Annotated in this window: 23 protein-coding genes; 9 read left to right on the top strand and 14 right to left on the bottom strand. The window is 74.8% G+C overall.

The genetic code is table 11. From position 1 onward, the window contains the following. Nucleotides 1–17: 17 nt before the first annotated feature. The 3 genes from M0638_RS00800 to M0638_RS00790 form a co-directional block, all read right to left on the bottom strand. Complete coding sequence (locus tag M0638_RS00800) at nt 18–425, bottom strand: DoxX family protein (protein WP_248665048.1); 408 nt, start codon at nt 423–425, stop codon at nt 18–20. An 80-nt stretch (nt 426–505) separates the two neighbouring features. Beyond that, nucleotides 506–1,777, bottom strand: coding sequence for a NupC/NupG family nucleoside CNT transporter (locus tag M0638_RS00795; protein WP_248665047.1), 1,272 nt, complete (start codon nt 1,775–1,777; stop codon nt 506–508). Between the two features lie 316 nt (nt 1,778–2,093). Further along, a complete protein-coding gene (locus M0638_RS00790; RefSeq protein ID WP_248665046.1) occupies nt 2,094–2,486 on the bottom strand; it encodes a DUF2171 domain-containing protein in 393 nt (130 codons plus the stop codon). Between the two features lie 279 nt (nt 2,487–2,765). Between M0638_RS00790 and M0638_RS00785 the strand changes: the two genes are divergently transcribed. The 5 genes from M0638_RS00785 (at nt 2,766) to M0638_RS00765 (ending at nt 8,061) form a co-directional block, all read left to right on the top strand. Further along, nucleotides 2,766–3,536, top strand: coding sequence for an ABC transporter ATP-binding protein (locus tag M0638_RS00785; protein ID WP_248665045.1), 771 nt, complete (start codon nt 2,766–2,768; stop codon nt 3,534–3,536). Then, nucleotides 3,536–4,267 carry an ABC transporter permease subunit gene (locus M0638_RS00780; RefSeq protein ID WP_248665044.1) on the top strand — a complete coding sequence of 244 codons (732 nt, stop codon included), beginning with the start codon at nt 3,536–3,538 and terminating at the stop codon, nt 4,265–4,267. Before M0638_RS00785 ends, M0638_RS00780 begins: the two co-directional genes overlap by 1 nt. Before the next feature lie 6 nt (nt 4,268–4,273). Then, on the top strand, nt 4,274–6,310 hold the full coding sequence (locus M0638_RS00775; protein WP_248665043.1) for a GldG family protein: 2,037 nt from the start codon (nt 4,274–4,276) through the stop codon (nt 6,308–6,310). Between the two features lie 138 nt (nt 6,311–6,448). Further along, complete coding sequence (locus M0638_RS00770) at nt 6,449–7,636, top strand: DUF4340 domain-containing protein (protein WP_248665042.1); 1,188 nt, start codon at nt 6,449–6,451, stop codon at nt 7,634–7,636. Further along, complete coding sequence (locus tag M0638_RS00765) at nt 7,633–8,061, top strand: NUDIX hydrolase (RefSeq protein WP_248665041.1); 429 nt, start codon at nt 7,633–7,635, stop codon at nt 8,059–8,061. The genes M0638_RS00770 and M0638_RS00765 overlap by 4 nt, the downstream gene beginning before the upstream one ends. An 85-nt stretch (nt 8,062–8,146) precedes the next feature. Here M0638_RS00765 and M0638_RS00760 read toward each other — a convergent pair whose 3' ends face one another. The 4 genes from M0638_RS00760 to M0638_RS00745 form a co-directional block, all read right to left on the bottom strand. Further along, a complete protein-coding gene (locus M0638_RS00760; protein WP_248665040.1) occupies nt 8,147–9,742 on the bottom strand; it encodes a cation:proton antiporter in 1,596 nt (531 codons plus the stop codon). A 217-nt stretch (nt 9,743–9,959) separates the two neighbouring features. Continuing rightward, complete coding sequence (locus tag M0638_RS00755) at nt 9,960–10,217, bottom strand: hypothetical protein (protein ID WP_248665039.1); 258 nt, start codon at nt 10,215–10,217, stop codon at nt 9,960–9,962. Between the two features lie 9 nt (nt 10,218–10,226). Next, nucleotides 10,227–11,201 carry a protein-methionine-sulfoxide reductase catalytic subunit MsrP gene (gene msrP, locus M0638_RS00750; protein ID WP_248665038.1) on the bottom strand — a complete coding sequence of 325 codons (975 nt, stop codon included), beginning with the start codon at nt 11,199–11,201 and terminating at the stop codon, nt 10,227–10,229. A 171-nt stretch (nt 11,202–11,372) separates the two neighbouring features. Further along, nucleotides 11,373–12,851 carry a glycosyltransferase family 39 protein gene (locus M0638_RS00745; RefSeq protein WP_248665037.1) on the bottom strand — a complete coding sequence of 493 codons (1,479 nt, stop codon included), beginning with the start codon at nt 12,849–12,851 and terminating at the stop codon, nt 11,373–11,375. Between the two features lie 481 nt (nt 12,852–13,332). Between M0638_RS00745 and M0638_RS00740 the strand changes: the two genes are divergently transcribed. Beyond that, complete coding sequence (locus M0638_RS00740; RefSeq protein ID WP_248665036.1) at nt 13,333–14,694, top strand: sensor histidine kinase; 1,362 nt, start codon at nt 13,333–13,335, stop codon at nt 14,692–14,694. 343 nt (nt 14,695–15,037) lie between these two features. Here M0638_RS00740 and pepN read toward each other — a convergent pair whose 3' ends face one another. Further along, nucleotides 15,038–17,785 (bottom strand): aminopeptidase N, encoded by a 2,748-nt coding sequence (gene pepN, locus M0638_RS00735; RefSeq protein ID WP_248665035.1) that lies wholly within the window; start codon nt 17,783–17,785, stop codon nt 15,038–15,040. A 160-nt stretch (nt 17,786–17,945) separates the two neighbouring features. Then, a complete protein-coding gene (locus tag M0638_RS00730; protein WP_248665034.1) occupies nt 17,946–18,653 on the bottom strand; it encodes a Crp/Fnr family transcriptional regulator in 708 nt (235 codons plus the stop codon). Between the two features lie 380 nt (nt 18,654–19,033). On the opposite strand from M0638_RS00730, the gene arfB reads away from it, so the two are divergent. Then, a complete protein-coding gene (gene arfB, locus M0638_RS00725) occupies nt 19,034–19,459 on the top strand; it encodes an alternative ribosome rescue aminoacyl-tRNA hydrolase ArfB (protein WP_248665033.1) in 426 nt (141 codons plus the stop codon). A gap of 18 nt (nt 19,460–19,477) precedes the next feature. Here the strand turns inward: arfB and M0638_RS00720 are convergent, their stop codons facing one another. Continuing rightward, nucleotides 19,478–20,653 carry a M20/M25/M40 family metallo-hydrolase gene (locus tag M0638_RS00720; RefSeq protein ID WP_248665032.1) on the bottom strand — a complete coding sequence of 392 codons (1,176 nt, stop codon included), beginning with the start codon at nt 20,651–20,653 and terminating at the stop codon, nt 19,478–19,480. A 107-nt stretch (nt 20,654–20,760) separates the two neighbouring features. After that, nucleotides 20,761–21,477: an MgtC/SapB family protein gene (locus M0638_RS00715; protein WP_248665031.1), complete on the bottom strand. Its 717-nt coding sequence runs from the start codon at nt 21,475–21,477 to the stop codon at nt 20,761–20,763. A 293-nt stretch (nt 21,478–21,770) separates the two neighbouring features. Here M0638_RS00715 and M0638_RS00710 point away from each other — a divergent pair, with 293 nt between their 5' ends. Together M0638_RS00710 and M0638_RS00705 are read left to right on the top strand one after the other, a co-directional pair. Continuing rightward, nucleotides 21,771–22,340, top strand: coding sequence for a chromate transporter (locus M0638_RS00710; protein ID WP_248665030.1), 570 nt, complete (start codon nt 21,771–21,773; stop codon nt 22,338–22,340). Nucleotides 22,341–22,344: 4 nt separating this feature from the next. Beyond that, the gene (locus M0638_RS00705) at nt 22,345–22,872 is read left to right on the top strand and encodes a chromate transporter (protein ID WP_248665029.1); all 528 of its coding nucleotides are present in this window, start codon (nt 22,345–22,347) and stop codon (nt 22,870–22,872) included. Between the two features lie 146 nt (nt 22,873–23,018). On the opposite strand, the gene M0638_RS00700 is transcribed toward M0638_RS00705, so the two are convergent. The 3 genes from M0638_RS00700 to M0638_RS00690 form a co-directional block, all read right to left on the bottom strand. Next, nucleotides 23,019–23,729 carry a nitroreductase gene (locus tag M0638_RS00700; RefSeq protein ID WP_248665028.1) on the bottom strand — a complete coding sequence of 237 codons (711 nt, stop codon included), beginning with the start codon at nt 23,727–23,729 and terminating at the stop codon, nt 23,019–23,021. A 90-nt stretch (nt 23,730–23,819) separates the two neighbouring features. After that, complete coding sequence (locus M0638_RS00695) at nt 23,820–25,412, bottom strand: AMP-binding protein (RefSeq protein WP_248665027.1); 1,593 nt, start codon at nt 25,410–25,412, stop codon at nt 23,820–23,822. Continuing rightward, entirely contained in the window at nt 25,409–26,512 is a 1,104-nt protein-coding gene (locus M0638_RS00690; protein ID WP_248665026.1) for a Bug family tripartite tricarboxylate transporter substrate binding protein, read from the bottom strand. The genes M0638_RS00695 and M0638_RS00690 overlap by 4 nt, the downstream gene beginning before the upstream one ends. Nucleotides 26,513–26,554 lie beyond the last annotated feature (42 nt).

Raw genomic sequence — 26,554 nt, 5'->3', positions numbered from 1 at the left:
GCGCCAAGTGGCCCGCGTCAGAGGCGCCGGTCGCGTGCCCGCTTGCTGTCCAGGCTCCAGGAGCCGCCGCCGACGACCGCCATGTAGAGGAACAGGAAGCAGAACAGGATCGCCGCGTCGCCGCCGTTGAGGGCGGGGAAGAAGCTGCGCGGGCCGTGGGCGGTCCAGTAGGCGACGGCCATCTGGCCGGACAGGATGAAGGCGACCGGCCGCGTGTACAGGCCGATCAGGATCAGCACGCCGCCGACGATCTCCAGGATCGCCGCGAACCAGAGCAGCGAGAACATCTCCGGCGCCGGGAAGGCCCGGGCCGGGAAGCCGAACAGCTTCTGCGTGCCGTGCTCGATGAACAGCAGGGCGGCGACGATGCGCAGCAGGCTGAGGATGCGCGGCGCCCACTCGTCGGCGAGGCTGAGTGTCTTCACGGTGCGGTTCCCGGTCGTTGTGGGGACGAATTGCAAGCCGTTCTTAGCCCGTCCGCCCGATACGCGGCGAGAGGGCCGCATCACGGCGGCGTGAGTATCCCGGCCACGGCGCCGGTCATGCAGCAGGCGATCGAGCCGGAAACCAGCGCGGGCAGGCCGAGTCGCACGATGTCGGTCCGGCGCTCCGGGCACATCCCGGTCATGCCCGCCACCATGATTCCGACCGAGCCGAAATTGGTGAAGCCGCACAGCGCGTAGGTGAGGATCAAGCGCGAGCGCGGCGAGAGGCTTTCCGCCCCGGTGCGGGCGAGGTCGAGATAGGCGACGAACTCGTTGATGACGACCTTCACGCCGAGGAATTGCGCGACCGTGCCGGCCTCGCCGCCCGGCACGCCCATCGCCCAGGCGAGGGGTCGGAACAGCCAGCCCATCACCTGCTGCAGGGTCAGCCCGGTGAGCGGCTGGAGCATCGCGTTGCCGAGCGCCACCAGTGCCACGAACACGATCAGCGAGGCCATGATGCCGAGCAGCAATTGCAGCCCGTCATTGGTGCCGCGGACGATGGCCTCCATCGTGCTGTCGTAGAGCGGCGGCGCCGAGAGGTCCTCGGGCGGGGCGTCCGCCGCCGCGGCCGGCGCCGGCTCGGGCGGGATCATCAGCAGCGCCACCAGCACGGCGGCGGGGGCCGCGATCAGGCTCTGGGTCAGGAGCTGGCCCGCCGCGTCCGGCACCACGCCCGAGATCAGCGTCGCGTACACCACCAGCGTATTGCCGCTGATCGTGGCGAGGCCCGCCGTCATCACCACGAACAGCTCGGCGCGGGAGAGGCCGGCGAGCCAGGGGCGGATCAGCAGCGGCGCCTCGACCATGCCGACGAAGACGTTGGCCGCCACCGAGAAGCCGCAGGCGCCGCCGAGGCCGAACAGCCGCCGCAGCCCCCGGCCCAGGATGCCGACCACGAAGGGCAGCACGCGCCAGTGGTACAGCACGGCCGAGAGGGCGCCGATCACCAGCACCAGCGGCAGGGCGCGGAAGAACAGGATGAAGCTGGCGCCCGGCGCCGTCTCGGCGAAGGGCAGCGGGCCGCCGCCGAGATAGCCGAAGACCAGGCTGGTGCCGGCCTCGGTGGCGCGGGCCAGCGCGTCCACCGCGTTGCCGAGCGCCACGAAGGCGGCGCGCGCCGGCGGCAGGTACAGCAGCAGCGCCGCGAGCACGAGCTGCGACAGCAGCCCGACCAGCACGATCCGCCCCAGCACGCGCGGCCCCGGGCCGCGCCGGAAGCCGCCGAGTGCCCAGGCCAGGGCGGTGAGGAGCAGCAGGCCGAGCGCGGACTGCGCTTGCAGCAGGCTCATGCGGCGAGGCTCGGCAGCGGCAAGCGGCATTCTCCCGGGGGATGGATTCGCGCGGCGCTTCGGCAGGCGGAACGGCTCCGGCCTTTCGGTTTTCCGCATTTTCCGAGTCGCCGGGTGAGGACACCCAGCCTGAAAACGCTCTAACGGCTTTTGCTGCACGCGCGAAGGCGAGAACGCCACCTGCCGGCGGTGCCATGCGGCGACGCCCGCCGCGTACCGCGCCGCAGGCCGCCGGGACCGGCGCGGTGGCGCGGGCCGCGCGCGGCGGAACCGGCACCCCGCCCCTCTCCCATCGCCACGCCCCCGCGGCGAGGCCTCAGCGCGACGGCCGGTCGCCACCCGGCGCGGGGGCCGGCTGCCAGCGTTCCCGCGCCTGCGGCGCCGTCATGTTCAGCCGCACCGCCTGGTCCACCCTGGCCACCCAGCCCACCGGGATGAGGTGGTGCCGCCCGCCGGCGGCGGGGTCGTCGCGGGTCAGGACGATGGTGTCGCCCTCGACCTTGTCCACCGTGCCCACATGCCCGTCGTCGGAGCCGCGCACCTCCATGTGCTCCCGGATGCGCGAGACGACGCTGCTCGCGGGTTGCGCCGGCGTCCCGGTGGCGGCCGGCGCCGCCGTGGACTGGCCGAGGGCGGGACCGATCGGCGCGCCGGCCAGGGCGGTGCCGGCGACCAGCGCCGCGAGGGTGGGCTGCCATGTGCGGATCATCGTTCCTCGTCCTTTTCCATTGGGCCGGGGGGGCCGGCGGGGGGGGGCCGGCGGGCTGTCCCGGCCCGGACCTCCCTGCCGGCCCGGCGTTCCGGCCGGTGGCGGTGCCGGCCCGCGCCACCGCGCGGACACCGGCCGGGAACGCGCCCGGACGAGGGACGGTTCGAACGGTGCGCCGCCGCACCCGGGCTTGCATTGGGGCGCGGGCAGGGTAAACCGGCCGCCGCCCGCCCCCCGGATGCCAGTCCCGGGGCGCGTCCGGACGGGGGAAACCAGGATTTGCCGGCCCTGATCGAGATCGAGCGCCTGACCAAGCGCTTCGGCGCCTTCACCGCCGTGGACGACGTTTCCTTCAGCGTGGCGCGCGGCGAGGTGGTCGGGTTCCTCGGCCCCAACGGCGCCGGCAAGTCCACCACCATGAAGATGCTGGCCGGCTTCGTGACGCCCTCCGCCGGCACCGCCCGGCTCTGCGGCGAGGACGTGCTGGAACGGCCCGTGGCGGCCAAGCGCCACCTCGGCTTCCTGCCGGAAGGCGCGCCGACTTATCCGGAGATGACCGTCGCCGGCTTCCTCGGCTTCGTCGCCCGGGTGCGCGGCTTCGGCGGCGCCGCGCTGCGCGAGCGCGTGGCCCATGCCATGCGGCTGACCACGCTGGAAGGCGTGCGGCTGCAACCGATCGAGACGCTCTCGAAGGGCTTCAAGCGCCGCGTCGGGCTGGCCCAGGCGCTGCTGCACGATCCGCCCGTGCTGGTGCTGGACGAACCGACCGACGGGCTCGACCCCAACCAGAAGCGCGAGGTGCGCGCCCTGATCGCCGCCATGGCGCCGGAGAAGGCGATCGTCATCTCCACCCACCTGCTGGAGGAGGTGGAGGCGGTCTGCACCCGCGCCATCATCATCGCCCGCGGCCGGGTGGTGGCGGACGAGACGCCAGCGCAACTCGCCGCGCGCGGGCCCGACCTCGACACGGTGTTCCGCGACCTCACCCTTCCCGCCGCCGTTGCCGCCGACCCTGGCGCCGCCCCCGGCACCGTCACGGAGCCCGCCTGATGCGCGCCGTCCTCGCCGTCGCCCGGCGCGAGCTGGCCGGCTACTTCGCGACGCCGGTCGCCTACGTGTTCATCGTGATCTTCCTGGTGCTGTCGGGCTCGCTGACCTTCAGCCTGGGCAATTTCTTCGCGCGCGGGCAGGCGGATTTGCAGCCCTTCTTCGGCTTCATCCCCTGGCTGTTCCTGTTCCTCGTGCCTGCCATCACCATGCGGCTCTGGGCGGAGGAGCGGCGCCTCGGCACGATCGAGCTGCTGCTGACCCTGCCGATCGCGCAGTGGCAGGCGGTGCTCGGCAAGTTCCTGGCGGCCTGGGCCTTCTGCGCCATCGCCCTGGCGCTCACCTTCCCGCTCTGGATCACCATCAACGTGCTGGGCGACCCGGACAACGGCGTGGTGCTGTGCGGCTATCTCGGTTCGCTGCTGGTGGCGGGGGCGTATCTCGCGGTCGGCGCCGCGCTCTCGGCCGCGACCAAGAACCAGGTGATCGCCTTCGTCCTCGCCGTCGCCGTCTGCTTCCTGTTCGCGGCTTCCGGCAGCCCGGTGGTGACGGACTTCCTCAGCCAGCGCGTCGCCGCCTTCGCCGAGATCGCGCGCAGCCTCTCGCTCAGCGACCGGCTGGGCAATTTCGGGCGCGGCGTGGTGGATGCGCGCGACCTCGTCTACTTCGCGAGCTTCATCGCCTTCTGGCTGTTCGTGAACACCGTCATCGTCGACGCACGCAAGGCGGACTGAGCCGCGATGAGCGAGACCACCCTGCCCGCCTCCTCCCAGCCCGGTTCCTCCCAGCCCGGCCCCGCCCCCCGGCCCGCGCCGCGCCGCGGCAGCCGGCTGCTCTACGGCGCGCTCGGCATCGCCTTCGCCGCCGTCGCGGCGGTCGGCGTCAACATGCTGGCCGACCGGCTGCTGCCGCGCGCCCGGCTCGACCTGACCGAGCAGCGCCTCTACACCCTCTCGGACGGCACGCGGCAGCTCCTCGCCGGGCTGCGCGACCCGGTGACGCTGCGCCTGTTCTACTCGCGCCGGCTCGGCACCACCGTCCCCGCCTACGGCGCCTATGCCGACCGGGTGCGCGACATGCTGCGCGAATACGTCGCGGCCTCGGGCGGCAAGGTGCGGCTGGAGGAGTTCGACCCCGAGCCCTTCAGCGAGGCCGAGGACCGCGCCGTCGGCTACGGGCTCCAGGGCGTGCCGCTCGACCAGACCGGCGAGCAGGTCTATTTCGGCCTCGCCGGCACCAACCTGCTGGATGCCGAGCGCATCGTCGCCTTCTTCCAGCCGGACCGCGAGCGCTTCCTCGAATACGACCTGACGCGCCTCGTCTGGGAGCTGTCCAACCCCGCCCGCCCGGTGCTCGGCGTGATGACGACGCTGCAACTCAACGGCGACCCGCGCGCGATGATGCTGCGCCAGCCGGGCGCCGGGCAGCCGGCCGTGATCATGACGCAGCTCAGGCAGTTCTTCACCGTCAAGGACGTGCCGCTCGACGCGCAGCGCATCGACGACGAGGTGCAGGTGCTGCTGCTGGCGCATCCGCGCGACCTCCCGGACGCCACGCAGTACGCGATCGACCAGTTCGTGATGCGCGGCGGCAAGCTGATGGTGCTGGTCGACCCGCAGGCCGAGAGCCAGGTCGGCCGCGCCCCGCCCGGCACGCCGCCGAGCGCGCCGAACCCGGCCACCACCTCCTCGCTGGACCGGCTGCTGCACGCCTGGGGCGTCGATGCGCCCTCGGACAAGGTGGTGCTGGACGCGCGCGGCGCCTGGCGCGTGCGTGCCAACCCGAACGACCGGCTCCAGGTCGTGGACTACCTCGCCTGGTTCGACATGCAGGGCGACAGCCTGAGCCATGACGACGTGGCGACGGCGCAGCTCTCGCGCGTCACGGTCGCCTCGGCCGGCGAGCTGCGGCCGCGCGCCGGCGTCGCGGGCGTTACCTTCACGCCGCTGCTGACCAGCTCCGACCGCTCGCAGCTCGTGGACGTGGCGCAGGTGCGCGACGACCCCAACCCGGCGCGCGTGCTGGCCGAGTTCCGGCCGGACGGACACCGGCGGGTGATCGCGGCGCGGGTGCGGGGCGTGCTGCATTCGGCCTTCCCGGACGGCCCGCCCGCCCCGCCGGAGGGGCAGCAGCGCCCGGCCGACCTGCCCGCCCACCGCGCCGACAGCGGCACGCCGGCCAACCTCGTCGTGTTCAACGACACGGACGTGCTGGAGGACCGCTTCTGGGTCCGCGTGCAGGACTTCTTCGGCCAGCAGGTGGCGACGCCGTTCAGCGACAACGGCTCGCTGGTGGCCAACCTGCTCGACACGCTGGCCGGCGGCGACGCGCTGATCTCGCTGCGCTCGCGCGGCGAGGCGGCGCGTCCCTTCACGCTGGTCGACGAGATGCGCGGCGAGGCCGAGGCCCGCTACCGCCAGACCGAGCGCGCGCTGACACAGCGCCTGCAGCAGACCGAGCGCCGGCTGCGCGAGCTGCGCCAGGGCATGCCGCAAGCCCAGGGGCAGGCCCAGGGGCAGGGCCAGGGCCAGCCGGGCGAGCGCGCCCAGGCGGTCATCACGCCCGAGCAGCGCGCCGAGATCGACCGCGCGCGCGACGAGATCCTGCGCACGCGCCAGGAATTGCGCGGCGTGCAGCGCGACCTGCGCCAGGACATCGAGCGGCTGGAATCGACGCTGCGGCTGCTCAACGTGGCGCTGGTGCCGGCGCTGGTGGCGTGCTTCGCCGTCGGCCTCGCCGTCTGGCGCTCCCGCCGCCGTGCCGCCGCCCGTGGCTGAATCATCCGGGGGGTCCGGGGGGCTTCGCCCCCGGCGGGGATCCAGGGGGCGGCGCCCCTTGGCGGGAGAGTGCCCAAGGGGAGAAGGAGAGGGCGCCGCCCTCTCTGCCGGGGCGAAGCCCCGAGGGAGGCCGGGCCGATGAACCGACGCCACCTGCTGCTGCTCGGCGGGGCCGCCGTCGCGACGGTCGGCGCCGCCCTGCTGCTGACGCCGGGCACCACGCCACCGGGCGACGCCTCCCGTGCGCCCCGCCTCGCCTTCCCGGGCCTGGCGGAGCGCCTCGCCCGCGCCGCGCGCATCGAGGCGAAGGCGAACGCCGCGACCCTGGTCCTCGCGCGCCCGCCGGACGGTGCCTGGGGCCTGCCGGACAAGGCGAACTACCCGGTGCGCCCCGAGCGCGTGCACGAGCTGCTCGCCGCGCTGACCGAGCTTCGCCTCGTCGAGCCGCGCACCAGCGACCCGGCGGCGCTGGCGCGGCTCGGGCTGGACGAGCCGTCCGAGGCGGGCAGCACCGCCACGCTGCTGCGCGTGCTGGATGCCGCCGGCGCGCCGCTGGCCGAGCTGGTGATCGGCAACCGCCGGCCGCGCCCGGCCGGCGAGCGGGCGGCGTCGCTGCCGGATTCCCTCTATGTCCGCCGCCCCGGCGAGACGCAGGCCTGGGTGGCCGAGGGGCGCCTCGCGCTCGACCCCGACCCGCAATCCTGGCTGGATCGCGACATCGCCGGCATCGCGCGCGACCGGCTGCGCCGTGCCGTGATCCGCCGGCAGGGACAGCCCGAACTGGTGATCACCCGCAGCGGCGAGCCGGACTCGAAGCTTGCCGTCACCACCCCGGCCGACGCCCCGCCGCAGGACGAGACGGCGCTGGACGAGGTGGCGCGGGCGCTGGAATTCCTCAGCTTCGTAGAGGTGCGGCCGGTGGCGGAGGCGGAAGGCGGCCGGCTGGGCGAGGCGCTGGGGGAAAGCCGGCTGGAATACACCGACAACCTCGCCGTCACCGCCCGCGCCTGGCGGCAGGACGAGCGGCTCTGGGTGGCGCTCGCCGCCGAGGGCGATGCCGAGGCGGCGCGGCTGAACGCGCGCTGGCGTGGCTGGGCCTACCAGCTCGGCCAGTGGAAGGAGAAGGCCTTCGTGCCGACCCTGGACGACCTCAGGCGCCCGACCGAGCCGCCGGCGGCGCCTGCCGCGGCGGATGGCGCCGCCCCGGCGCAGCCCGGCGCGCCGGCCCGGCCGCCCGACACGCCGCCAGCCCCGACCCAGACCGCGCCCCGGACCCCGGCCCCGGCCCCGGCCCCGGCCCAGCCGGCAGCCCCCGCCCGCCCATGACCAGCCGCGAATACCCGGACCGGCCCTGGATCGGCATCGGCGTCATCGTGCTGCGCGGCGAGGAGGTGCTGCTGGTCCGCCGCGGCAAGCCGCCGCGCATGGGCGAGTGGTCGCTGCCCGGCGGCGCCCAGCATGTCGGCGAGACGGCCGAGGCGGCGGCGCGGCGCGAATTGCTGGAGGAGACAGGCGTCACGGTCGGGCCGCTGGAACTCGCCGCCGTGGTGGATTCCATCGTGCCGGACGAGGCCGGCGCGGTGCGCTTCCACTACACCATCGTCGATTTCTGCGCCCGCTGGGTGGCGGGCGAGCCGCGCGCCGCCTGCGACGTGACGGAAGCCGCCTTCGTCGCCCCGGCGGACCTGCCGGGCTACCGGCTGACGCCGGAGGCGGAGCGGGTGATCGCGCTGGCGCGCTGCCGGGTGTGACCGCGGCGGCCGGGACACCGCCCGGCCGGCCTCGCCGCGGCGCCGTGGTCGCGGAGCGTCGGCGACGGGCTGCCTGCGGGCAGCCCTACACCGGCCGCACGCGCGGGTCGGCCGCCAGCTCCATCAGGTCCAGCTCCTCCTCCAGCACGTGGAAGGCGTCGTCGCCGATGGTGCCGTCGCGCCGCAGATCCTCCAGCGCGTCGCGCGCCGCCTCCACGGCCTGGGCCTGCAGCGCCGCCGTGCTGTCCGGCGCCGGCGCCCCGATCCGCGCCTCGTCCAGCTTCGCCCGGGCCTTCATGTCCCGCAGCAGCGCGTCCCGGGAGGGCGAGGCGGGCGCGTCCTCCAGGCAGCGCATCGCGGCCTTGGCGGTCCGCAGCCGCGCCAGCCGCACCTCCTCCGCCACGGTCGTGTCCTCGGCGAGGCCGAGGCGGTTCAGCAGCGGCCCGAGCGTGACGCCCTGGAGCACCAGCGTGAACAGCACCACGCAGACGGCGGCGAACACCACCTCGTCCCGGAAGGGCAGGTTCTCCGGCAGGGCCAGCGCCGCGGCCAGGGTGACGATGCCGCGCATCCCCGACCAGGCGACCAGCAGCCCGCCGCCCACCGTGGGCCTGAGTTGCGGCCGCCCCAGCGACCGCCCCTGCGACCGCCCCAGCGGTCGACCCTGGGGCGCCCGCGCCCCGAAGCGCCGGATCGCCCAGCGGACCACGGTGTTGTAGGCCATCACCCAGGCCAGGCGCGCCACCACCACCGCGAGGCAGGTGCCCGCCGCCAGCCACGCCACCGGCGCCCAGTCGCCGTCCAGCCGGCCGAGGATGACGCGCATCTCCAGCCCGATCAGCAGGAAGGCCACGGCGTTCAGCACGAACACCGCCACCTCCCACACCGCGTAGGAGGCGATGCGGTGCCGCGCGCCGCTGCGGCGCGGCGTGTGGCGGGCCAGCGTCATGCCGTAGGCGACGACCGTGATGATGGCCGAGAGGTGCAGCGCCTCCGCCAGCAGCCAAACCCCGAAGGTGCTCAGGAACTGGATCAGCACGCTGGTCGCCATGTCGCGGAACAGGCGGCGGGAGAAGGCGATGGAGAGCCGCGCCGCCGCCCAACCGAGCAGGGCGCCGCCCAGCGCCGTCACCAGCAGCAGCGGCACCGCCTGCATCAGGGCGAAGCCGCCGGTGGCCGCGGCGGCCAGCGCCAGGCGGTACACCAGCAGGGCGCTGGCGTCGTTGAACAGGCTCTCGCCCTCCAGGATCACCATGAGCCGGTGCGGCGGGCGCAGGGGGCGCAGCACGGCGGTGGCGGCGGCGGCGTCCGGCGGGGCGACGACGGCGCCCAGCGCCACCGCCACCGCCAGCGGCATGCCGGGCAGGCACCAGCGCGCCACCAGCGCCACGGCGGCGATGGTGATCCCCACCGCGACGACGGCCAGGGTGGCCACGGGCAGGAGGTTCTCCCGCAGGTCGCGGGGCGAGGCGTCGAAGGCCGCGTCCAGCAGGACCGGCGCGACGAACAGGGCCAGCGCCAGCTCCGGGTCGATCGCGACCTGCGGCACGCCGGGGATGAAGGCGGCCGCCAGCCCGCCCAGGGCCAGCAGCGCCGGCGCCGGCACGGCCAGCCGCTCCGCCAGGACGGAGAGCAGCGCGGCGGCGAGCAGCAGGCCGATGATGGTCTCGAACAGCGGCATTGGCCGTCACCTTCCGGGTCCGGACTCGAACGCCGTCGCCGAGGTTGGAAGGAAAGCAGGGAGAGGCAGCCCTGCCCGATGGGGCGTCACGGCCCGCGCGATGCCCGGCGGCGGGAAGGCGCCACCGGGGACGGGTGGGCGCCCCCGCGCCGCGCGGCCGTGGTGGCGCGCTCGGCGTCCCGGTGGGCGCTCCGACGGCGTGGGGCCGTCCCGAAGGCTACCGCCGCGCGGCCAGCAGCAGGAACAGCAGGCCGAGCACCAGCGGCGCCAGCCAGGCCGGCGTGCCGAGCAGCGGCACGAACACGCCGTCCCAGGCGGTGGCGCCGAGGTGGCGCGTCACCCAGTCCTGCGTCTCCGCCAGCCCCGTCGGCGCCGTCGCCGAGAGGAAGCGCCCGAGCCGCAGCCCGCCGCCGCCGCGCCAGGCGATGACGGCCGCCACCACCACGAGGAACACGCCCAGCAGGCGCGCCGGCATGGCGGCGCCTCAGACGAACAGCCGCTCGTTCTGCAGGCCCGTGTAGAGGCCGGCCACGAATTCGCCGTAGCCGTTGTAGAGCTGCGTCGGCACGCGCTCGCTGGTACCGAGCAGCCGCTCGCTCGCCTGGCTCCAGCGCGGATGCGGCACGGCCGGGTTCACGTTGGCCCAGAAGCCGTATTCCTGCGGCTGGATGCCTTCCCAGAAGCTGGTCGGGCGCCGGTCGGTCAGCGTCACCCGCACGATCGACTTGATCGACTTGAAGCCGTACTTCCACGGCGTCACCAGCCGGATCGACGCGCCGTTCTGCGCCAGCAGCGGCCTGCCGTAGAGGCCGGTCGCGACGAAGGCCAGCTCGTTGTTCGCCTCCGCCAGGGTCAGCCCCTCGACATAGGGCCAGGAATAGAAGGGCGCCCGCAGCCCCGGCATCACGGCGGGAAGCTGCGCCGTCTCGAACACCACGTAGCGCGCGCCGGCGGTCGGCGCGGCCAGCTTCACCAGTTCCGAGAGCGCGAAGCCGGACCAGGGCACGGTCATCGCCCAGGCCTCGACGCAGCGGTGGCGGTAGACGCGCTCCTCCTGCGGGACGGCGCGCAATATGTCCTCGATGCCCATCTCGCGCGGGCGCTCGACCATGCCGTCGAAGCGCACGGTCCAGGGGCGCAGCGGCATGCGCTGGGCCTGACGCACCACGTCCTTGCTGGTGTTGAACTCGTAGAAGTTGTTGTAGGTGGTCGCCTCCCGCTCGCCGGTGACGGCGCGGCCGGGCTCGTAGCGCGGGTTGCGGGCGGGCGCGGCCGGCGGCGCGTCCTCGGCGCGGGCGGCGCCGGCCAGCGCGAAGCCCGCCGCGAGGCCGCCGGCCAGCACCGCCCGGCGCTCCACGGGCGCGGCGGCGCCGCGCGCCACGCCACGGCCGAGGGCGACGGCCTCGGGAGTCACGAGGCGCTCGGGGATCTCCCAGCCACGGGGGCGACGGATCAGCATGACGGGGGTCTCCTTGCTCCCTGCGGCATCAGATCGGGTGGCACGGTCCGGGATCAAGCGCGTGCCGCCCCGGGGCCGGGACCGGGAGCCGGAGGCCAGCGGCAGCCGGGGGCGTGATTCCGGACGCTGAAGTGCGACGCGCGGCGCGGATTTCCGGGTCGCCCGGGCTTGTCAGTCGCCCGGGCGCGGCAGCACCACCGTCACCGGCGCATCCGGCCGCGTCACCACCTCGTAGAGCCGGTAGCGCTCCGCCTCGACGCCGTGCCGCGACCGCACCAGCTCTCCCGCCGGGCGCGGCTCGGGCCAGAGTGGCGGCACCTCGCCGCGCCGCTCGCTGCGCACCAGCAGGCCGCGCAGGCCGGGCGGCGGCGCCGGCAGGCCGAAGGAGCGCCAGCGCGGGTCGATCGCCAGCACGCGCACGCCGGGCGGCAGGCGGAAGGCCAGCGCCGAGGCCAGGCCGTACTCCTCGGCGGCCACGAAATCCGCCCCCGCCGACCGGCGCGCCGCCTCCACGGAAGCGGTGAACGCCTCCCAGCCGCCGAGCCGCGCGAGGGTCGGGTCCAGCCGGCGCGGCAGCGCCACCGGCGCCAGCGCCGCCTGCACGTAGACCAGCGCCGTCAGCACCGCCCCGACCCACACCGCCGCCGGGCGCAGCCGCTGCCAGCGCGGCCCGGGCAGGGCGGCGGCGGCGATGGCCGCGGCCGGGTAGAGCATGGCCGGCCAGTTCCCCTGCACCCGGCTGCCCGTCGCCTGCCAGAGGAACAGCAGCGCCCCCGGCACGGTCAGGCAGGCCAGCAGCGCCGCCGACGCGTCTCGCCGCCGCACCCAGGCGGCGGCCGCCAGCGCCACGCCGACGACGCACAGCACGAACACGATCGGCGTGGCGAGCCCGGCCTGCCCGCCCACCAGCTCGCCGAGGTAGCGCAGTGCCCGGCCCGGCTCCGTGGCGCCGGCCCGCCCCCCCTGGCGCAGGAAGCTCGCCCAGCCATTGGCCGCGTTCCACGCCACCACCGGGGCGAAGAGCAGCACGGCGACGGCTCCCCCGGCCCAAGGCTGCCAGCGGCGCAGCCAGGCCCGCCCCTCGGCGGTCAGCACCAGCCAGAGGGCGATGCCGAGGCCGAGCAGCACCGCCGTGTACTTGCTCAGCAGGGCGCCGCCGGCGAAGGCGCCGACCGCCAGCCACCAGCGCCCGTCGCCGGAGCGGCGCAGCCGCGCCATCGCCCAGAGCGCGGCGGTGCAGAAGAACAGCAGCGGCGTGTCGGGCGCCATCACCACCGAGCCGACGCCGAGCACCAGCGTGGCGTTCAGCAGCAGCGCCGCCCAGAGGCCGGGCGAGAGGCCGGGCGAGAGGCCGGGCGACCAGGGCCCCGGGGGGGAGAGGGGCCCCCGGGAGCCGGGGGGCGCGGTCGGGAACAGCGCGTCCGCCGCGCGTGCCAGCAGCACCGAGCCGAGCGCCGCCGAGAGCGGGCCGAGCAGCCGCACCCCGAGCGGCGTCTCGCCGGCGAGCAGCGTCCCGGCGCGGATCCAGAACGCGACCATGGGCGGATGGTCGAGGTAGCCGGTCTGCAGGTGGTGCGACCAGACCCAGTAGTACGTCTCGTCGGGCGCCAGCGGGCCGGTGGCGGCGACCAGCAGGCGCAGCAGGGTCACGCCCGCCAGCGCCGCGGCGGCCCGGCGGCGCCAGGACCGTGGGCCGGCGCCACCCCGACGCTCGTCCGCCGAGGGGGCGGGGCCGGCCGACGGCGCGGTGCCGCGGGAGGGTCCGAGGGCTGTTCTGGCCATGCGGGGTCCGAGTCCGTGGTCGGTGCACCGGCGGGGATGGCGGGAGGCGTGACGAGGGGCCGGGTGCCGATGACGGGTGCGCGGTGTCCCATTTCCGGGAAAGGTGGACAACCCAGTCGGAATTTCCACAATCCTGCGTTATGAGGCGGAATCATTCCTGGTCCGGTTCACGCTCGCGACGCCATGCCGGCGCCGGGGGCCGCGGTTCCGGGCCGTCCGCGCCGATGGCCGGGGCAGGCCGGCGGGATGGCGGCCGGACGGGATGGCGATCAGCGGGGAAAGCGTAGCCGCGCCTCATTCATGAATGCGATAACCAGCTTTGAAACCGCGACGGCGCCGGGTGGTGCCGATGGCTGAAGCGCCGAAGGACAGTCCGGGCACGCCGCCCCCCGATCCCGACAGGCTGGAAGCGGCGCTGCGCAGCGCCCAGGCCGAGCTCGCCGAGCTGCGCGACGAGATGGCCCGCCGCAGCGCGGCGAGCCAGGCGGCGGTGCGCAGCCTGGCCGAGACCGTCGGCACCCTGGCCAGCCAGGCCCGGGCGGCGGATTCGGTGGAGCAGGCGCTGCACCGCACCTCCCGGCAGCTCGACGCCACCAGCGAGGCGCTGGAGGAGGCCAACGCGGCCCTGCAACTGGCCAACCGCGACCTCGACCGCCGCATCGCCGAGCGCACCGCCGAGCTCGCCATCGCCAACGCCGCGCTGCAGCGCAGCGAGGCCCGGCTGCAGGCGGCCCTGGAGGCCGGGCGGCTCGGCGTCTGGGAGCTGGACCTGGAGCACGACCAGGCCGAACGCTCGCCGCTGCACGACCGGATCTTCGGCTACGAGGAGCCGCTGCCGCGCTGGGGCTACCGCAGCCTGCTGCGGCACGTGCTGGCGGAGGACCGGCGCCGCGTGCATCTCGGCTTCCGCGAGGCGATCCAGTCCGGCTCGGGCCGCCTGCACATGGAATGCCGCATCCGCCGCGCCGGCGACGGCGAGGTCCGCTGGATCGAGGGCTTCGCCAACGCGCTGCGCGCGCCCGACGGGCACGTGACGCACCTGATCGGCGTGATCGCCGACATCACCGACCGCAAGCGCGCCGAGGAACGGGCGGCGCTGCTGCTCGGCGAGCTCGGCCACCGGGTCAAGAACACGCTCGCCACGGTGCAGTCCGTGGCGTTGCAGACCTGGCGCTCGGTGGACACGCCGGCCGAGATGCGCGAGCGGCTCGACTCGCGGCTGCGCGCCCTGGCCCGGGCGCACGACCTGCTGCACCAGGCGACCTGGGAGGGGGCGAGCCTGCGCGAGGTGACGGAGCGCACCCTGGCCGCCTACGGCGCCGACCGGCTGCGCATCGCGGGCGCGCCGGTGCGGCTGACGCCCAGCGCGGTGGTGACCATCAACCTCGCCTTCCACGAGCTGGCGACCAATGCCGCCAAGTACGGCGCCCTGTCCTGCCCGACCGGGCTGGTGGAGGTGCGCTGGACGCACGACGCGCCGGCGCCGCCGCCGGCGGGCGAGCCGCGCCTGCACATCCTGTGGCGGGAGCGCGGCGGGCCGCCGGTGCAGCCGCCGGCACGCCGCGGCTTCGGCTCGCGCCTGCTGGAGCGCGGGCTGGCGCAGGAGTTCGGCGGCAGCGTGGTGCTGGACTTCGTGCCGGCGGGGCTGGAGTGCCGGATGGACCTGCCGCTGGACCGGATCACCGCGAGGACCGAACCCGGCGCCGACTGATCCCGCCCGGCACGGGCCGGGCCCCGTGCCGGGCGGCAGATCCGGGCGCCCGGGAAAGCCGCGCCGCGCACCGCCCGCCGGCGACGGGAACCGGGTGCCTACGGCGGACCGCAGTCCGGTTGGGACTGCGGTTCGCTTTAGAGCCGATCCAGCCTGACTGTATCAGGCCGGAACGGCTCTAGCCTTTTGATTTTTCGCATTTTCCGAGCCGCTGAGCGAGGACGCTCAGCTTGAAAATGCTCTGGCCCGTTGTGCTCGGAGCGGCTTCACGCCTCCGGGCGTAGCCGCCCTCCGGCGATCCGCTCTGGCACTGCCGGTGCGCCGATTCCCGCGGCGGAACCCGTCAGGCCAGCGCCTTCGACACCTTCTCGTAGGTGCCCCGGCTCAGCCCCGGCACGGCGAGGATGCGCGCCAGCGCCTCCCGCATCAGCGCCGCGCGCGGCTCCGCCTGCCGCCGCCACGCCCCGAGCGGCGTCACCATGCGCGCCGCCGTCTGGCCGTTGAGCGGGTCGAGCGCGATCACGACGTCCGCCAGGAAGCGGTAGCCGGCGCCGCCCGCGTCGTGGAAGCGGTCCGGGTTGCCGGCGGCGAAGCTGCCGGCTAGCGAGCGCACCCGGTTCGGGTTGCGGATGTCGAAGTCGGGATGGGTGTAGAGGGCGCGGATGTCGGCCAGATCGTCCGGCGCGGCGCGGCCCGGACGGCGCGCCATGGCCTGGATGGCGAACCACTTGTCCAGCACCAGCGGGTCGTCGCGCCACCTGGCATGGAAGGCGGCCAGGGCCTCGGTGCGCTCGGGCGAGTCGGTGTCGGCCAGCACGGCGAGGGCGGCGAGCACGTCGGTCATGTTGCGGCCGCCGTCGAACTGCGCCCTGGCCAGCGCCACCCCGCCCGGACCGAGCGCGAGGTAGCCGAGACAGGCGTTGCGCAGCGCGCGCCGGCCGATCGAGGCACCGTCGATGCGGTACGGACCATCGTCCGCGAGGCCGTCATACGCGTCGCGCAGCGGCGCGGCGAGGCGCGCGGCGAGGCCGGCGCGCAGCGCCTCGCGCACGGCGTGGATCGCCGCCGGATCGGCCACCGGCATCTGGTCGGCCACGAAGTTCTCGCCCGGCAGCAGCAGCGCCTCGGCGGCGAAGGCCGGGTCGGCGGCGGCCCCCGCGAGCGTCGCCGCCATCGCCTCGGCCAGGCCGGCGTCGGGCGGCGCCGCCAGCGCCGCCTCGCCGTCCCGCTGATGGCGCGCCACGAGGTCGAGCATCACGCCGGTGGCGTATTGCTGGCCGGATTCCCAGCGGACGAACGGGTCGGTGTCGTGCGCGGCGAGGAAGCGCAGACGCTCCGGCGGCATGCCCAGCAGCTTCACCGGCGCCGAGTAGCCGCGCAGCAGCGAGGGCACGGGCGGGGCGTCCACCGCCTCGAACTCGAAGCGCTGCTCGGCCTCCTCCAGCACGAGGACGCGCGTGCCCGGGGCGGGCGTCGTGTTCTCGCCCGCCAGGCGCAGCGGCAGCTCCCGGCCCTCGCCGTCGAGCAGGCCCATCGCGACCGGGATCGGCATGGGCCGCTTCACCGGCTGGCCCGGCGTCGGCGGCGTGCTCTGGCGCAGAGTCAGCACGTAGCGCCGGGTGGAGGGATCGTAGCTGTCGGAGACCGTCACCTCGGGCGTGCCGGCCTGCGCGTACCAGAGCTTGAAGTGCGAGAGGTCGATGCCCGAGGCGTCCTGCATCGCCTGGGCGAAGTCCTCGATGGTCACGGCCTGGTTGTCGTGGCGCTCGAAGTAGAGGTCCATGCCCTTGCGGAAGGCGGGCGCGCCGATCAGGGTGTGCATCATGCGCACCACCTCGGCACCCTTCTGGTACACGGTGGGCGTGTAGAAATTGTCGATCTCGATGTAGCTGTCGGGGCGCACCGGGTGCGCCATCGGGCCGGCGTCCTCGGGGAATTGCGCGGCGCGCAGGCCGCGCACGTCGCGCAGCCGCTTCACCGCGCGGCTGCCCATGTCGGCGCTGAATTCCTGGTCGCGGAAGACCGTCAGCCCCTCCTTGAGCGAGAGCTGGAACCAGTCGCGGCAGGTGACGCGGTTGCCGGTCCAGTTGTGGAAGTACTCGTGCGCGATGACGGTCTCGATGCCCTGGTAGTCGGCATCCGTCGCGGTGTCGGGGCGCGCCAGCACGTACTTGGTGTTGAAGACGTTGAGGCCCTTGTTCTCCATCGCCCCCATGTTGAAGTCGGAGAGGGCGGCGATGTTGAACACGTCGAGGTCGTATTCGAGGCCGAACACCTCCTCGTCCCAGCGCATCGATTCCTTGAGCGAGCGCATGGCGTGCCCGCAGCGGTCCTCGTCGCCGCGCCGCACCCAGATGGCGAGCGCCACCTCCCGGCCCGAGCGCGTGGTGAAGCGGCCGCGCACCGCGACCAGGTCGCCCGCGACCAGGGCGAAGAGGTAGCAGGGCTTCGGATGCGGATCGACCCAGACGGCGCGGTGGCGACCGGCTGCCAGTTCCCCGGGCAGCTCCCCGGGCAGCTCCCCGGGCAGATCCCCGGCCTCGGTCGGGTTGCCGTTGGAGAGCAGGATCGGGCAGCTCGCCCGGTCCGCCACGATGGTGGTGGTGAAGCGCGCCATCACGTCCGGGCGGTCGGGGAAGAAGGTGATGCGGCGGAAGCCCTCCGCCTCGCACTGCGTGTAGTAGTTGCCGCCCGAGGTGTAGAGGCCGGACAGCTCCGTGTTCGCCGCGGGGGCGATCTCGACCTCGACCTCCAGCACGAAGTGGTCGGGCACCTCGGGGATCACCAGCGCGCCGTCCGGCTCCAGCCGGTAGAGGTCGGCGGTCAGCGCCTCGCCATCGAGGCGGAGGGAGCGCAGGGTCAGCGACTCCCCGTCCAGCCGGAGCGGCGCGGCGCGCTCCCCCGCGCTCTCCCTGGCCAGCGGGTTGCGGCGCATGACGAGGCGCGAGCGCACCAGCGTCGCCGCCGGGTCGAGCTCGAAATGCAGGGCCACCGCGTCGACCAGGAAGGTCGGCGGCTGGTAGTCGCCGCGGTGCACGGCATGCGGCACGGCGGTCGTGTCCGGGGAGTTGTCGCGCTGGATGTCGGCCATGCGCAATTGAAGCACGAAGCGGCGCCCCGGCGGAAGCGGCCCCTGCCCCGCCCGTCCCGCGGGGCTCCCGGCGAGCCCATGCCCCGGCGGGGTGCTCGCGGGGGCGGCGCGTCCCGGCGCGGCGCCGGGTCGGGCGAGACGAGCGGCCGGGCGGGACCGGTCAGGCCGGGGCGCAGACCAGCGGCGCCGGCCCCAGCAGCCGGCGATGCGCGGCGACGGCCCGGTTCCGGCAGCCGCAGGCCAATGCCTCCAGCCCGGCCAGATCGGTGACCGTCATCGCGCCGCGCCGGTAGCGGATCAGCCCGGCCTTCTGCATGGAATTCGCCACGCCACTGATGCTGGCCCGGCGCACGCCCAGCATCTGCGCCAGGAAATCCTGCTTCAGGGAGAAGCTGGCGCCGACGCGGTCGACGGTCATCAGCAGCCAGCGCGCGGCACGCTGCTCGACCGAGTGCAGGGCGTTGCAGGCCATGCCCACCTCGGTCTGCAGCAGGCGCAGGAAGAGGTAGCGGTGCATCAGGTCGGCGAAGGCCGGGAACGCCGCCATCGCCGACCGCAGGCGCTCCGTCGGCAGCCGGCGTCCGGTGCCGGCGATCTGCACGACGGCTTCCACCTTGCTGACCCCGTCGAACATCCCGCCGAGCCCGACCATGCCCTCGTTGCCGACGATGCCGACCTCGGCCGCGGCGTCGCCGTCCGGTGCCAGCACCAGCGACACCATCCCCGAGTCGACGAAGAGAACGCTCTCGATCCGGTCGCCATCGGCATGGATCAGAGCGCCCGTGATCAGCTCGACCGGCTTGAACCAGGGAGCGAGGTGTTCCTGCACGACTGGCGGCAGGACGGCGAGAATCTGGTTGCACCCCATGCCGGCTTTTGGCCCGATCCCACAATGAATGCAATATTCAACGCGATAACGAAACATACCCGTTGAAGAACACGTGATGTGGAAGGAAGGGAGCAGGAATCCGCCGACCCGACGGGGACCGCCGGGAAGCCGACTTCATGCCGGATTACATGATACTTTCTGCATATCGACAATCGATGCGGTGCGAACAGGCATTTCCCCCGGCACGCGGCGCGCGGCATCCTGCCGGCACGGTCCGGTTGCACGGTCGGCCCCGGCGCACCGGCCCGGCCGTCCGCCCCGCGGGCGTAACGCCGCGCCGTGCCATCCTCCACGGCCGGAACCGGGCGGCGCGCGCATCGCCGGACGACACGGCGCCGGCGGCCTGATCTGATGGGCGCATGCCCATCCCGGTCACCCCCCGCATCACCCTGGACGACGACGAGGTGCAGGAGAGCCACGTGCGCGCCTCCGGCCCGGGCGGCCAGCACGTCAACAAGACGAGCACCGCCATCGAGCTGCGCTTCGATGCCCGCGGCAGCCCCAGCCTGCCCGAGGCGCTGCGGGAGAAGCTGATCCGGCTGGCCGGCAGCCGGGCCACCGCGGAAGGCGTGATCGTCATCAAGGGCCAGCAATTCCGCTCGCAGCTGCGCAACCGGCAGGACGCGCTGGAGCGGCTGCTCGCGCTGATCCGCGAGGCCGCGGCGCCGCCCCCGCCGACGCGCCGGCCGACGCGGCCGACCCTGGGTTCGAAGAAGCGCCGGCTGGAGGCCAAGACGCTGCGCGGCTCGGTGAAGCAGAACCGGCAGCGGCCACCCGAGGAGTAGGCGCCCCGCCCGGCCGCCTCAGGCGATGCCGCCGCCGCCCGCCAGAAGCCCGGCCAGCAGCGCGGCGCGCGGCACCAGGCTGTCCACCTCCAGATACTCGCCCAGCGTGTGGATGCCGCCGCCGCGCACGCCGAGCCCGTCCAGCGTCGGGATGCCCATGGCGCCGGTGAAGTTGCCGTCCGAGCCGCCGCCCGCGCTCTGCGCCGTGATGTCGAAGCCGAGCCGGCGGGCGAGGTCGCGCGTGCGTTCGTAGAGCGCCGTCACCGCCGCGTCCGGCTCCCAGACCGGGCGGGTGACGCCGCGCGTCACGGTCAGGGTCACGTCCGGCGCGCTCGATCCGAGCGCCAGCATGCGCTCCACCGCGTGGTCGAGGTCGGCCTGGCGCTTGGCCATGCTGAGCGACTCCGCGTCGCAATGGGTGGCGACGCAGTTCACCCACTGCCCGCCATGCACCACGCCGACCGAGAAGGTGCAGGCCTCGGTGGTCATCGCCTCGATCGCCAGCACCTGGCGGCACATCTCGCGGATCGCCGAGCGGCCATCGGCGAGGGAGGAGCCGGCATGGCTCGGCCTTCCGGTGGTGCGCAGGTTGAACCGGGCGATGGCGTAGCGGCCCGTCACCACGCCGCCATCGGGGCGCGCCGGCTCGGGCACCAGCACGAGGCGGTGGCGCGCGGCCTCGGCCTCGATCAGGTCGCGCGTCGAGGGGCTGCCGATCTCCTCGTCGCTGGTCAGCAGCACGGTGATGGGCAGCGGCGTCGCGATGCCGGCGCGCCGGAGCTGGCGGATCGCCTCCAGCGCGACGTAGTTGCCGCCCTTCATGTCGCAGATGCCCGGGCCGTAGCAGCGCCCGCCCTCGCGCCGCCAGGGCAGCGCGGCGAGCGTGCCGATCGGGTGGACCGTGTCGAGATGGCCCATCACCAGCACGCCGGGCGCATCGCCGAGCGGGTGCGGGAAGCGCGCGCGCACGCAGTCGCCGCGGCCCATCCGGCCGGGGATTCGCTCCACCCGCGCGCCCAGCAGGGCGAGGTCGCGCGCGGCGAGGTCCATCATGCGGTTGACGGCGGCGGTGTCGAAGGTCGGGCTCTCGCACTCCACCCAGGGGCGCAGCCCGGCAAGCATCGCCTCGGCGTCGAAGGGCAGGTCGAGTGCCGGGAGCGGGGCGTCGGGCGTGGCGTAAGACGGGGTGGGCATGCGGCGGGGTCCTCGTGGCGCGGCCTGCGGCGCAGCCTGCGGGCGGGGCGGATGGGAGGCAAGGGGCGGGGCGGCGTGCGCGGCGCGCCCCGCGGGGGCCGCGCGGCTCATTCCGGCGGCAGGCCGGTGGTCCAGGTGGCGGCGGCGATGTCCGGCAGCAGGCTCAGCTCGCCGACCAGCTGCTCGACGGCCGCGTCCTCGTCCCGCGCGGTGTACAGCGTCGCCTCCACCTCGACGCGGGTCGGGTCCTTCAGGGTGCGGCTGCGCATGCCGTGCAGGCCGAGCCGGCGGCCCTGCAGCGAGCGCAGCAGCAGGGCGCGGATCGTCGCCTCGTGCCGCGCGTCGCATTCGAGGATGATGGCGTAGTAGCGCTCGCTCAGCTCGAAGGCGGGCAGCCGTCGGTCGAGGAGCCGGCTCAGCCAGGGGGAGGCGATGTTGGCCGCGAGCACGAAGGCGGTGACCTCGGTCGCCGCCAGGAGGAAGCCGTAGCCGGCGAGGGTGCCGACCGCGCCCGTCGCCCAGATGGTGGCGGCACCGGCCAGGCCGCGCACGTTCGGCCCGTCGCGCATGATCAGCCCGGCGCCCAGGAAGCCGATGCCGGTGACGACCTGGCCGCCCATGCGGATATCCGTCTGCTGCTCGATCAGGATGACGAGCGAGGTGAAGGCCGCCGCGCCCAGGGAGACCAGCGCATGGGTGTTCAGCCCGGTGTGCCGCTGCCGCACCTGCCGCTCGATCCCGATCAGCATGCCGAGCAGCAGGGCCACCGCCAGCGCGGGGCAGATGGAAAGGGCGCCAGACCCGAGGAACGAGACAGCCGGCAAGCGTGGGAACTCCTGTGCGGCGGCGGGTGCCGCCGCGTGAATGGCCCGTCGGCGCGGCCCCGTCCAGGCAGGCATCGGGCCCCGCGCCCGGCGCCCGGACGGCGCCGCGCCGGGCCTGGCGGGGTCCGGGCCCGGCGAGGCCGGGCCGGCGGGGAGAGGAAGCGCGGCCGGCGCCCTTTGCCCCCTGCGCAGCCCGCCCCGGCGGGGGCATCATGGGGTGCCGGCGTTTTCGGGGCGGAGGCGTGGAGCGAGGCATGGCCGGCGTGCGGACCGATTTGACGACGGAGGGCGCCGTGTCGGCGCCCGACAAGACGCCCGATCTGGGCGCGATCTTCCTGGCCTTCGCCAAGATCGGGCTGACCAGCTTCGGCGGCGGGCTTTCCGGCTGGATGCTGCGGGAGTTCGTGCAGAACCGGCGCTGGCTGGACGAGGCCGAGTTCCTCAACGGCCTGTCGCTGGCCCAGGCCTTCCCCGGCGTGAACGTGGTCAACCTCGCGGTCTGGATCGGCTACCGGCTGCGCGGCGGGCGGGGTTCGCTGGTGGCGGTGCTCGGGATGGTCGTGCCGGCCATGTTCGTGGCGATCGGCGCGGCGGCGCTGTTCGCGCACCTGTCGCGCTTCCACGCCACCCACGTGGTGCTGGCCGGCATCGGCGCGGCGGCGGTGGGGCTCTCGCTGCAGATGGGCGTCCGGGCGGCGCGCCGGGCGGCGCGCTCGGCGATGCCGGTCGCGATCATGGCGGCGGTGTTCCTGGCGATCTTCGCCTTCCGGCTGCCGCTGCTCTGGGTGGTGCTGGTGGCGGCGCCGGCCAGCATCGCCTGGGCGGCGCTGCACCCGCCGGCCCGGGCGGGGCGGAGGGCCTGAGCCGATGCACGACAACGTCCTGCTGCGGCTGCTGCTGGTCTTCGTGCCGCTCTCCTTCCTCACCGTCGGCGGCGGCCAGAGCGTGGTCTCCGACATCCACCGGCAGTCGGTGGACGTCTATGGCTGGCTGACCGACGCGCAATTCCTCGACCTGTTCGCCCTCTCGCGCATGACGCCGGGGCCGGGCTCGCTGCTGGTGACGCTGGTGGGCTGGCAGGTGGCGGGCTGGGCGGGGGCGCTGCTGGCCTCGCTGGCGATCTTCGCCCCCTCCTCGCTGCTGGTGTACGGGCTGGCGCGGCTGTGGACGCGCTACCGCGGCGCGCCCTGGCAGCGGGCGGTGGAGCTGGGCCTCGCGCCCGTGGCGGCCGGGATGGTGCTGGCGGCGGCCTTCACCGTGCTGAGCGCGGCGGAGGGCGGGGTGCTGGCCTGGATCGTGGCCGGGGTTTCCGCGGCGGTGCTGCTGACGACGCGGGCGAGCCCGTTCCTGCTGCTCGGCGGCGGGGCGGCGGCGTTCCTGCTGTTCCGGTACTGACGGCGGGAAGGGCCGGGCCCTCCCCGCGACGTCCCTGCCGCCTCGGCGGTCTCCGAGGGTTGCGGCGCGCGGACAGCCCCTACCCCGTGGCACCCGGGGCGCGGCACCCCGCCGACCGCCCCGCCGACCGCCCCGCTGGGCGCCGCCTATCCGTGGAAGGTCGCGAATTCCCCCACCGGCACCCGCTCCGTCACCAGCCGGTTCACCGTGGCGCCCCAGTCGGGGTAGCCGAGCGCCATGCCGCACACCACCACCTCCTCGGCCGCCAGCGGCAGGTGCTCGCGGATGGTGCGGTGCTGGCCGGCGAAGGCGGCCTGCGGGCAGGTGCCGAGGCCGTGCGCCACGGCGGCCGTCATCAGCCCCTGCAGGAACATGCCGTAATCGAGCCAGGAGCCGATCTCCAGCCGCCGGTCGATGGTCATGACCATGCCCACCGGCGCGCCGAAGAACCGGAAATTGCGGGCGTGCTGCGCGCGCATCCGCGCGGTCTCGCCGCGCGCGATGCCGAGCAGCCCGTACAGGTCCCAGCCCACCTTGCGCCGGCGCGAGAGGTAGGGCTCGAAGAATTCCTTCGGGTAGTAGCGGTATTCGGACTCGCCCTCCCCTGCCCCGGCCAGGAAGGCGGCCTCCACCGCGTCGCACAGCCGCTCGCGCGCCGCGCCGGTCACGACGTGGACGCGCCAGGGCTGCATGTTGGTGCCGCTCGGCGCCCGTGCCGCCAGGGCGAGCAGGTGTTCGACGAGGGCGCGGTCCACCGGCCGCGGCAGGTAGGCGCGCACCGAGCGGCGGCCGCGCAGCGCGGCGTCGACGGAAGCGGGGTCATGCACCGGCAGGTCGGCGGAGCCGCTGTTCTGCATCCTCGATCCTCCATGGGACCCGCGGGCGGGCGGGCCCGTCATCCTCGCGGCCGTGGCGGCGCGGGCCGCGCCGATCCGACCCGGCCTGGATCAGCCAACCTGGCGCCCCTCGCCCCAATGGGGCGCGCGCAGCGCCTTCTTGTCCACCTTGCCGACCGGCGTGGTCGGCAGCGCGTCCACGAACACCACGCGCTTCGGCGCCTGCACCTTGCCCTTGCGCGCGGCGACGTGCTCGGCCAGCGCCTCGGGCGAGGGCGCGCAGCCGGCGCGCGGCACCACGAAGGCAGCCACCGCCTCGCCCCAGTGCGCGTCCGGCACGCCGATCACCGCCGAGGCGGCGACCTCCGGATGGGTGGCGAGGGCGTCCTCCACCTCGCGCGGATAGACGTTGAAGCCGCCCGAGATGATCATGTCCTTGCGGCGGTCGACGATGTGCAGGTAGCCGTCGGCGTCGCGCCGCGCCACGTCGCCCGTGTGCAGCCAGCCGCCGCGCAGCGCCTCCGCCGTCTCGGCCGGGCGCTTCCAGTAGCCGTCCATCACCAGCCGGCCCTGCACGCAGAGCTCGCCCGGCTCGCCCTCCGGCACGTCGTTGCCCGCCTCGTCGAGCAGCCGCACCGAGACGCCGGCCATGGGCAGGCCGCAGGAGGAGAGAAGGTCCGGGCGGGCCGGGTCGTGGTCGGCGCGGCGCAGGCAGCAGATGGTGTTGGGCGCCTCGGTCTGGCCGTAGAGCTGCATGAAGCAGGGGCCGATGCGCTCCATCGCCTCCAGCAGCGTGGCGGGGGCGATGGGCGAGGCGCCGTAGATGAAGGTCTCCATGCTGCGCATCCGCGCCCGGCCGAGGCCGGGGGCGGCGAGCAGGGCGCGGATCATGGTGGGCACCCCGAAGGCGCAATTGGCGCCGTCGCGCTCGACCGCCTCGATGAACCGCTCCGGCTCGAAGCGGGAGAGGACGTGCACCGTGCCGCCCTTCAGCAGCGTCGGCACCACCATGGAGCCGGCGGCGTGGCTCATCGGCGTCGCGAGCAGCATGCGCGGCGCGGCGGGCCAGTCGTACTCGGCCAGCATCATCATCGCGCACTGCACGAGCGAGCGGTGCGGCAGCATCACGCCCTTCGGCCTTCCCGTGGTGCCGCCGGTGAAGGAGAGCTGGCCGAGGTCGAATTCGCGGGCGAGCGGCGGGAAGGGATCGGCGGATTCGTGCGCCGCCGCCTCCAGCAGGTCGCGCCGCCGCCCCTCGCCGCCGCCGAGCGAGAGGACGAGCGGGCAGCCGGCCGCCTCGGCGGCGGCGTGCGCGCGCCCGGCCTGGTCGGGGTCGTGCGCGAGCAGGCGGATCTCGGCATCCTGCAGGATGTGCGCGAGGTCCTCGGGCCCGGCCATCAGGTTCAGCGCCGTGTAGCGGCAGCCGACGAGCTGGGCCGCGGTGCGCAGCACGAACGCCTCCGGCCGGTTGGCGACCAGCGCCGAGACGCCCTCGCCCGGGCGCAGGCCGAGGGTGCGCAGCGCGCGGGCCATCGAGAGGATGGCGTCGGCGATCGCGGCGCGGCTCCAGGCACGTCCGTCCTGCACGAAGGCCGGCCGGTCGCGCCGGCGCGCGAGGCCCTGCAGGGCGAGATGGCCGATCGTGACCCCGGCCGTGGCCATGGCCGGCGGGGCGGGGATGGCGGCGTCGGGCGGCGTCGTCATTCCGGCTCGATCCCCGCCCGGCGCATCAGCACCTTGTTCTGCGCCGATTCCCGCGCGATGCGCTCGCGCAGCGCCACCGGCCCCCACTCGACCGTGGCGAGGCCGAGCCCGTCGAGCCGCGCCCGCGTGGCGGGCTCGGTGAAGCTCTCCACCAGGGCCGTCTCCAGCCGCGCCAGGATCGGCGCCGGCGTGCCGAGGGGCGCGGAGAGGCAGAACCAGCCGCTGGAGACGAAGTCGGGCACGCCGATCTCGGCCATGGTCGGCACGTCCGGCAGGCTGGCGGCGCGGCGCGCCGAGGGGATGGCGAAGGCGCGCAGCCGGCCGCTCTCCACGTGCGGCTTGGCCGGGGCGTAGGTGGAGAACATCAGGTCGGTGCGGCCGGCGATGGTATCGGTCAGCGCGGGCGGCGAGCCGCTGTAGGGCACGTGCAGCAGCTCGATGCCCTGTCGCGCCGCGAGGTCCACCATCAGCAGGTGCGCCGCCGTGCCGACGCCCCAGGTGGCGTAGGAGAGCTGGCCCGGGCGCCGCTTCGCCTCCGCCACCAGCGCGTCGAGGCTCGGCCAGCGCGGGTTGGCGACCAGCAGGTACTGCGTGTCGGCGATCATGGTGACGTGGGCGAAGTCGGCCAGCGCGTCGAAGCCCGGGTTGCGCAGCGCGTGCGGCGCCGTGGTGAAGGTGACGACGGTGCCCATCAGCAGGGTCATCCCGTCGGGCTTCGCGCGCGCCACGGCGCGGGCGGCGAGGGTGGTGGAGGCGCCGGGCTTGTGGTCCATCACGAAATTGCCGCCCAGCCGCTCGCCGACGCCGCGCGTGATGACCTGCGCCAGGATGTCGGGCGCGCCGTCGGGGGCGTAGGGGATGACGATCGCCACGGTCTGGCCGGCGGGCCAGGGCGCGTCGGCGCGGGCGCCGCGCCGCGGCACGGCGAGGCCGAGGGGCGCCAGCCCGCCGAGGCCGGCCAGCAGGCGGCGCCGGGTCGGCGCGGGCCTGTCTGGAGCGTGGTCGCCCAGGGCGGAGCCCGGAGCGGGGTTGCCCGGAGCGGGGTTGCCCGGAGCGGGGTCGGGCGTGGGTGGACAGGGTCCGGGCACGGTTCCGATCATGGTTCGTCTCTCCCTCGTCGGCCGCCCGGCAGGCCGGGCGCC

The organism is Roseomonas acroporae (assembly GCF_023223525.1).
Classification (GTDB): domain Bacteria; phylum Pseudomonadota; class Alphaproteobacteria; order Acetobacterales; family Acetobacteraceae; genus Roseomonas_E; species Roseomonas_E acroporae.
Note: the sequence above shows the minus strand (reverse complement) of the source record. Positions and strands in the feature narration are given on the sequence as shown.

Bases quoted from the DNA above. Each gene is read 5' to 3' on its own strand.
- M0638_RS00795 (WP_248665047.1), bottom strand. From the start codon at position 1,777: ATGAGCCTGCTGCAAGCGCAGTCCGCGCTCGGCCTGCTGCTCCTCACC.
- M0638_RS00790 (WP_248665046.1), bottom strand. From the start codon at position 2,486: ATGATCCGCACATGGCAGCCCACCCTCGCGGCGCTGGTCGCCGGCACC.
- M0638_RS00780 (WP_248665044.1), top strand. From the start codon at position 3,536: ATGCGCGCCGTCCTCGCCGTCGCCCGGCGCGAGCTGGCCGGCTACTTC.
- M0638_RS00775 (WP_248665043.1), top strand. From the start codon at position 4,274: ATGAGCGAGACCACCCTGCCCGCCTCCTCCCAGCCCGGTTCCTCCCAG.
- M0638_RS00770 (WP_248665042.1), top strand. From the start codon at position 6,449: ATGAACCGACGCCACCTGCTGCTGCTCGGCGGGGCCGCCGTCGCGACG.
- M0638_RS00765 (WP_248665041.1), top strand. From the start codon at position 7,633: ATGACCAGCCGCGAATACCCGGACCGGCCCTGGATCGGCATCGGCGTC.
- M0638_RS00760 (WP_248665040.1), bottom strand. From the start codon at position 9,742: ATGCCGCTGTTCGAGACCATCATCGGCCTGCTGCTCGCCGCCGCGCTG.
- M0638_RS00755 (WP_248665039.1), bottom strand. From the start codon at position 10,217: ATGCCGGCGCGCCTGCTGGGCGTGTTCCTCGTGGTGGTGGCGGCCGTC.
- msrP (WP_248665038.1), bottom strand. From the start codon at position 11,201: ATGCTGATCCGTCGCCCCCGTGGCTGGGAGATCCCCGAGCGCCTCGTG.
- M0638_RS00740 (WP_248665036.1), top strand. From the start codon at position 13,333: ATGGCTGAAGCGCCGAAGGACAGTCCGGGCACGCCGCCCCCCGATCCC.
- pepN (WP_248665035.1), bottom strand. From the start codon at position 17,785: ATGGCCGACATCCAGCGCGACAACTCCCCGGACACGACCGCCGTGCCG.
- M0638_RS00730 (WP_248665034.1), bottom strand. From the start codon at position 18,653: ATGGGGTGCAACCAGATTCTCGCCGTCCTGCCGCCAGTCGTGCAGGAA.
- arfB (WP_248665033.1), top strand. From the start codon at position 19,034: ATGCCCATCCCGGTCACCCCCCGCATCACCCTGGACGACGACGAGGTG.
- M0638_RS00720 (WP_248665032.1), bottom strand. From the start codon at position 20,653: ATGCCCACCCCGTCTTACGCCACGCCCGACGCCCCGCTCCCGGCACTC.
- M0638_RS00705 (WP_248665029.1), top strand. From the start codon at position 22,345: ATGCACGACAACGTCCTGCTGCGGCTGCTGCTGGTCTTCGTGCCGCTC.
- M0638_RS00700 (WP_248665028.1), bottom strand. From the start codon at position 23,729: ATGCAGAACAGCGGCTCCGCCGACCTGCCGGTGCATGACCCCGCTTCC.
- M0638_RS00695 (WP_248665027.1), bottom strand. From the start codon at position 25,412: ATGACGACGCCGCCCGACGCCGCCATCCCCGCCCCGCCGGCCATGGCC.
- M0638_RS00690 (WP_248665026.1), bottom strand. From the start codon at position 26,512: ATGATCGGAACCGTGCCCGGACCCTGTCCACCCACGCCCGACCCCGCT.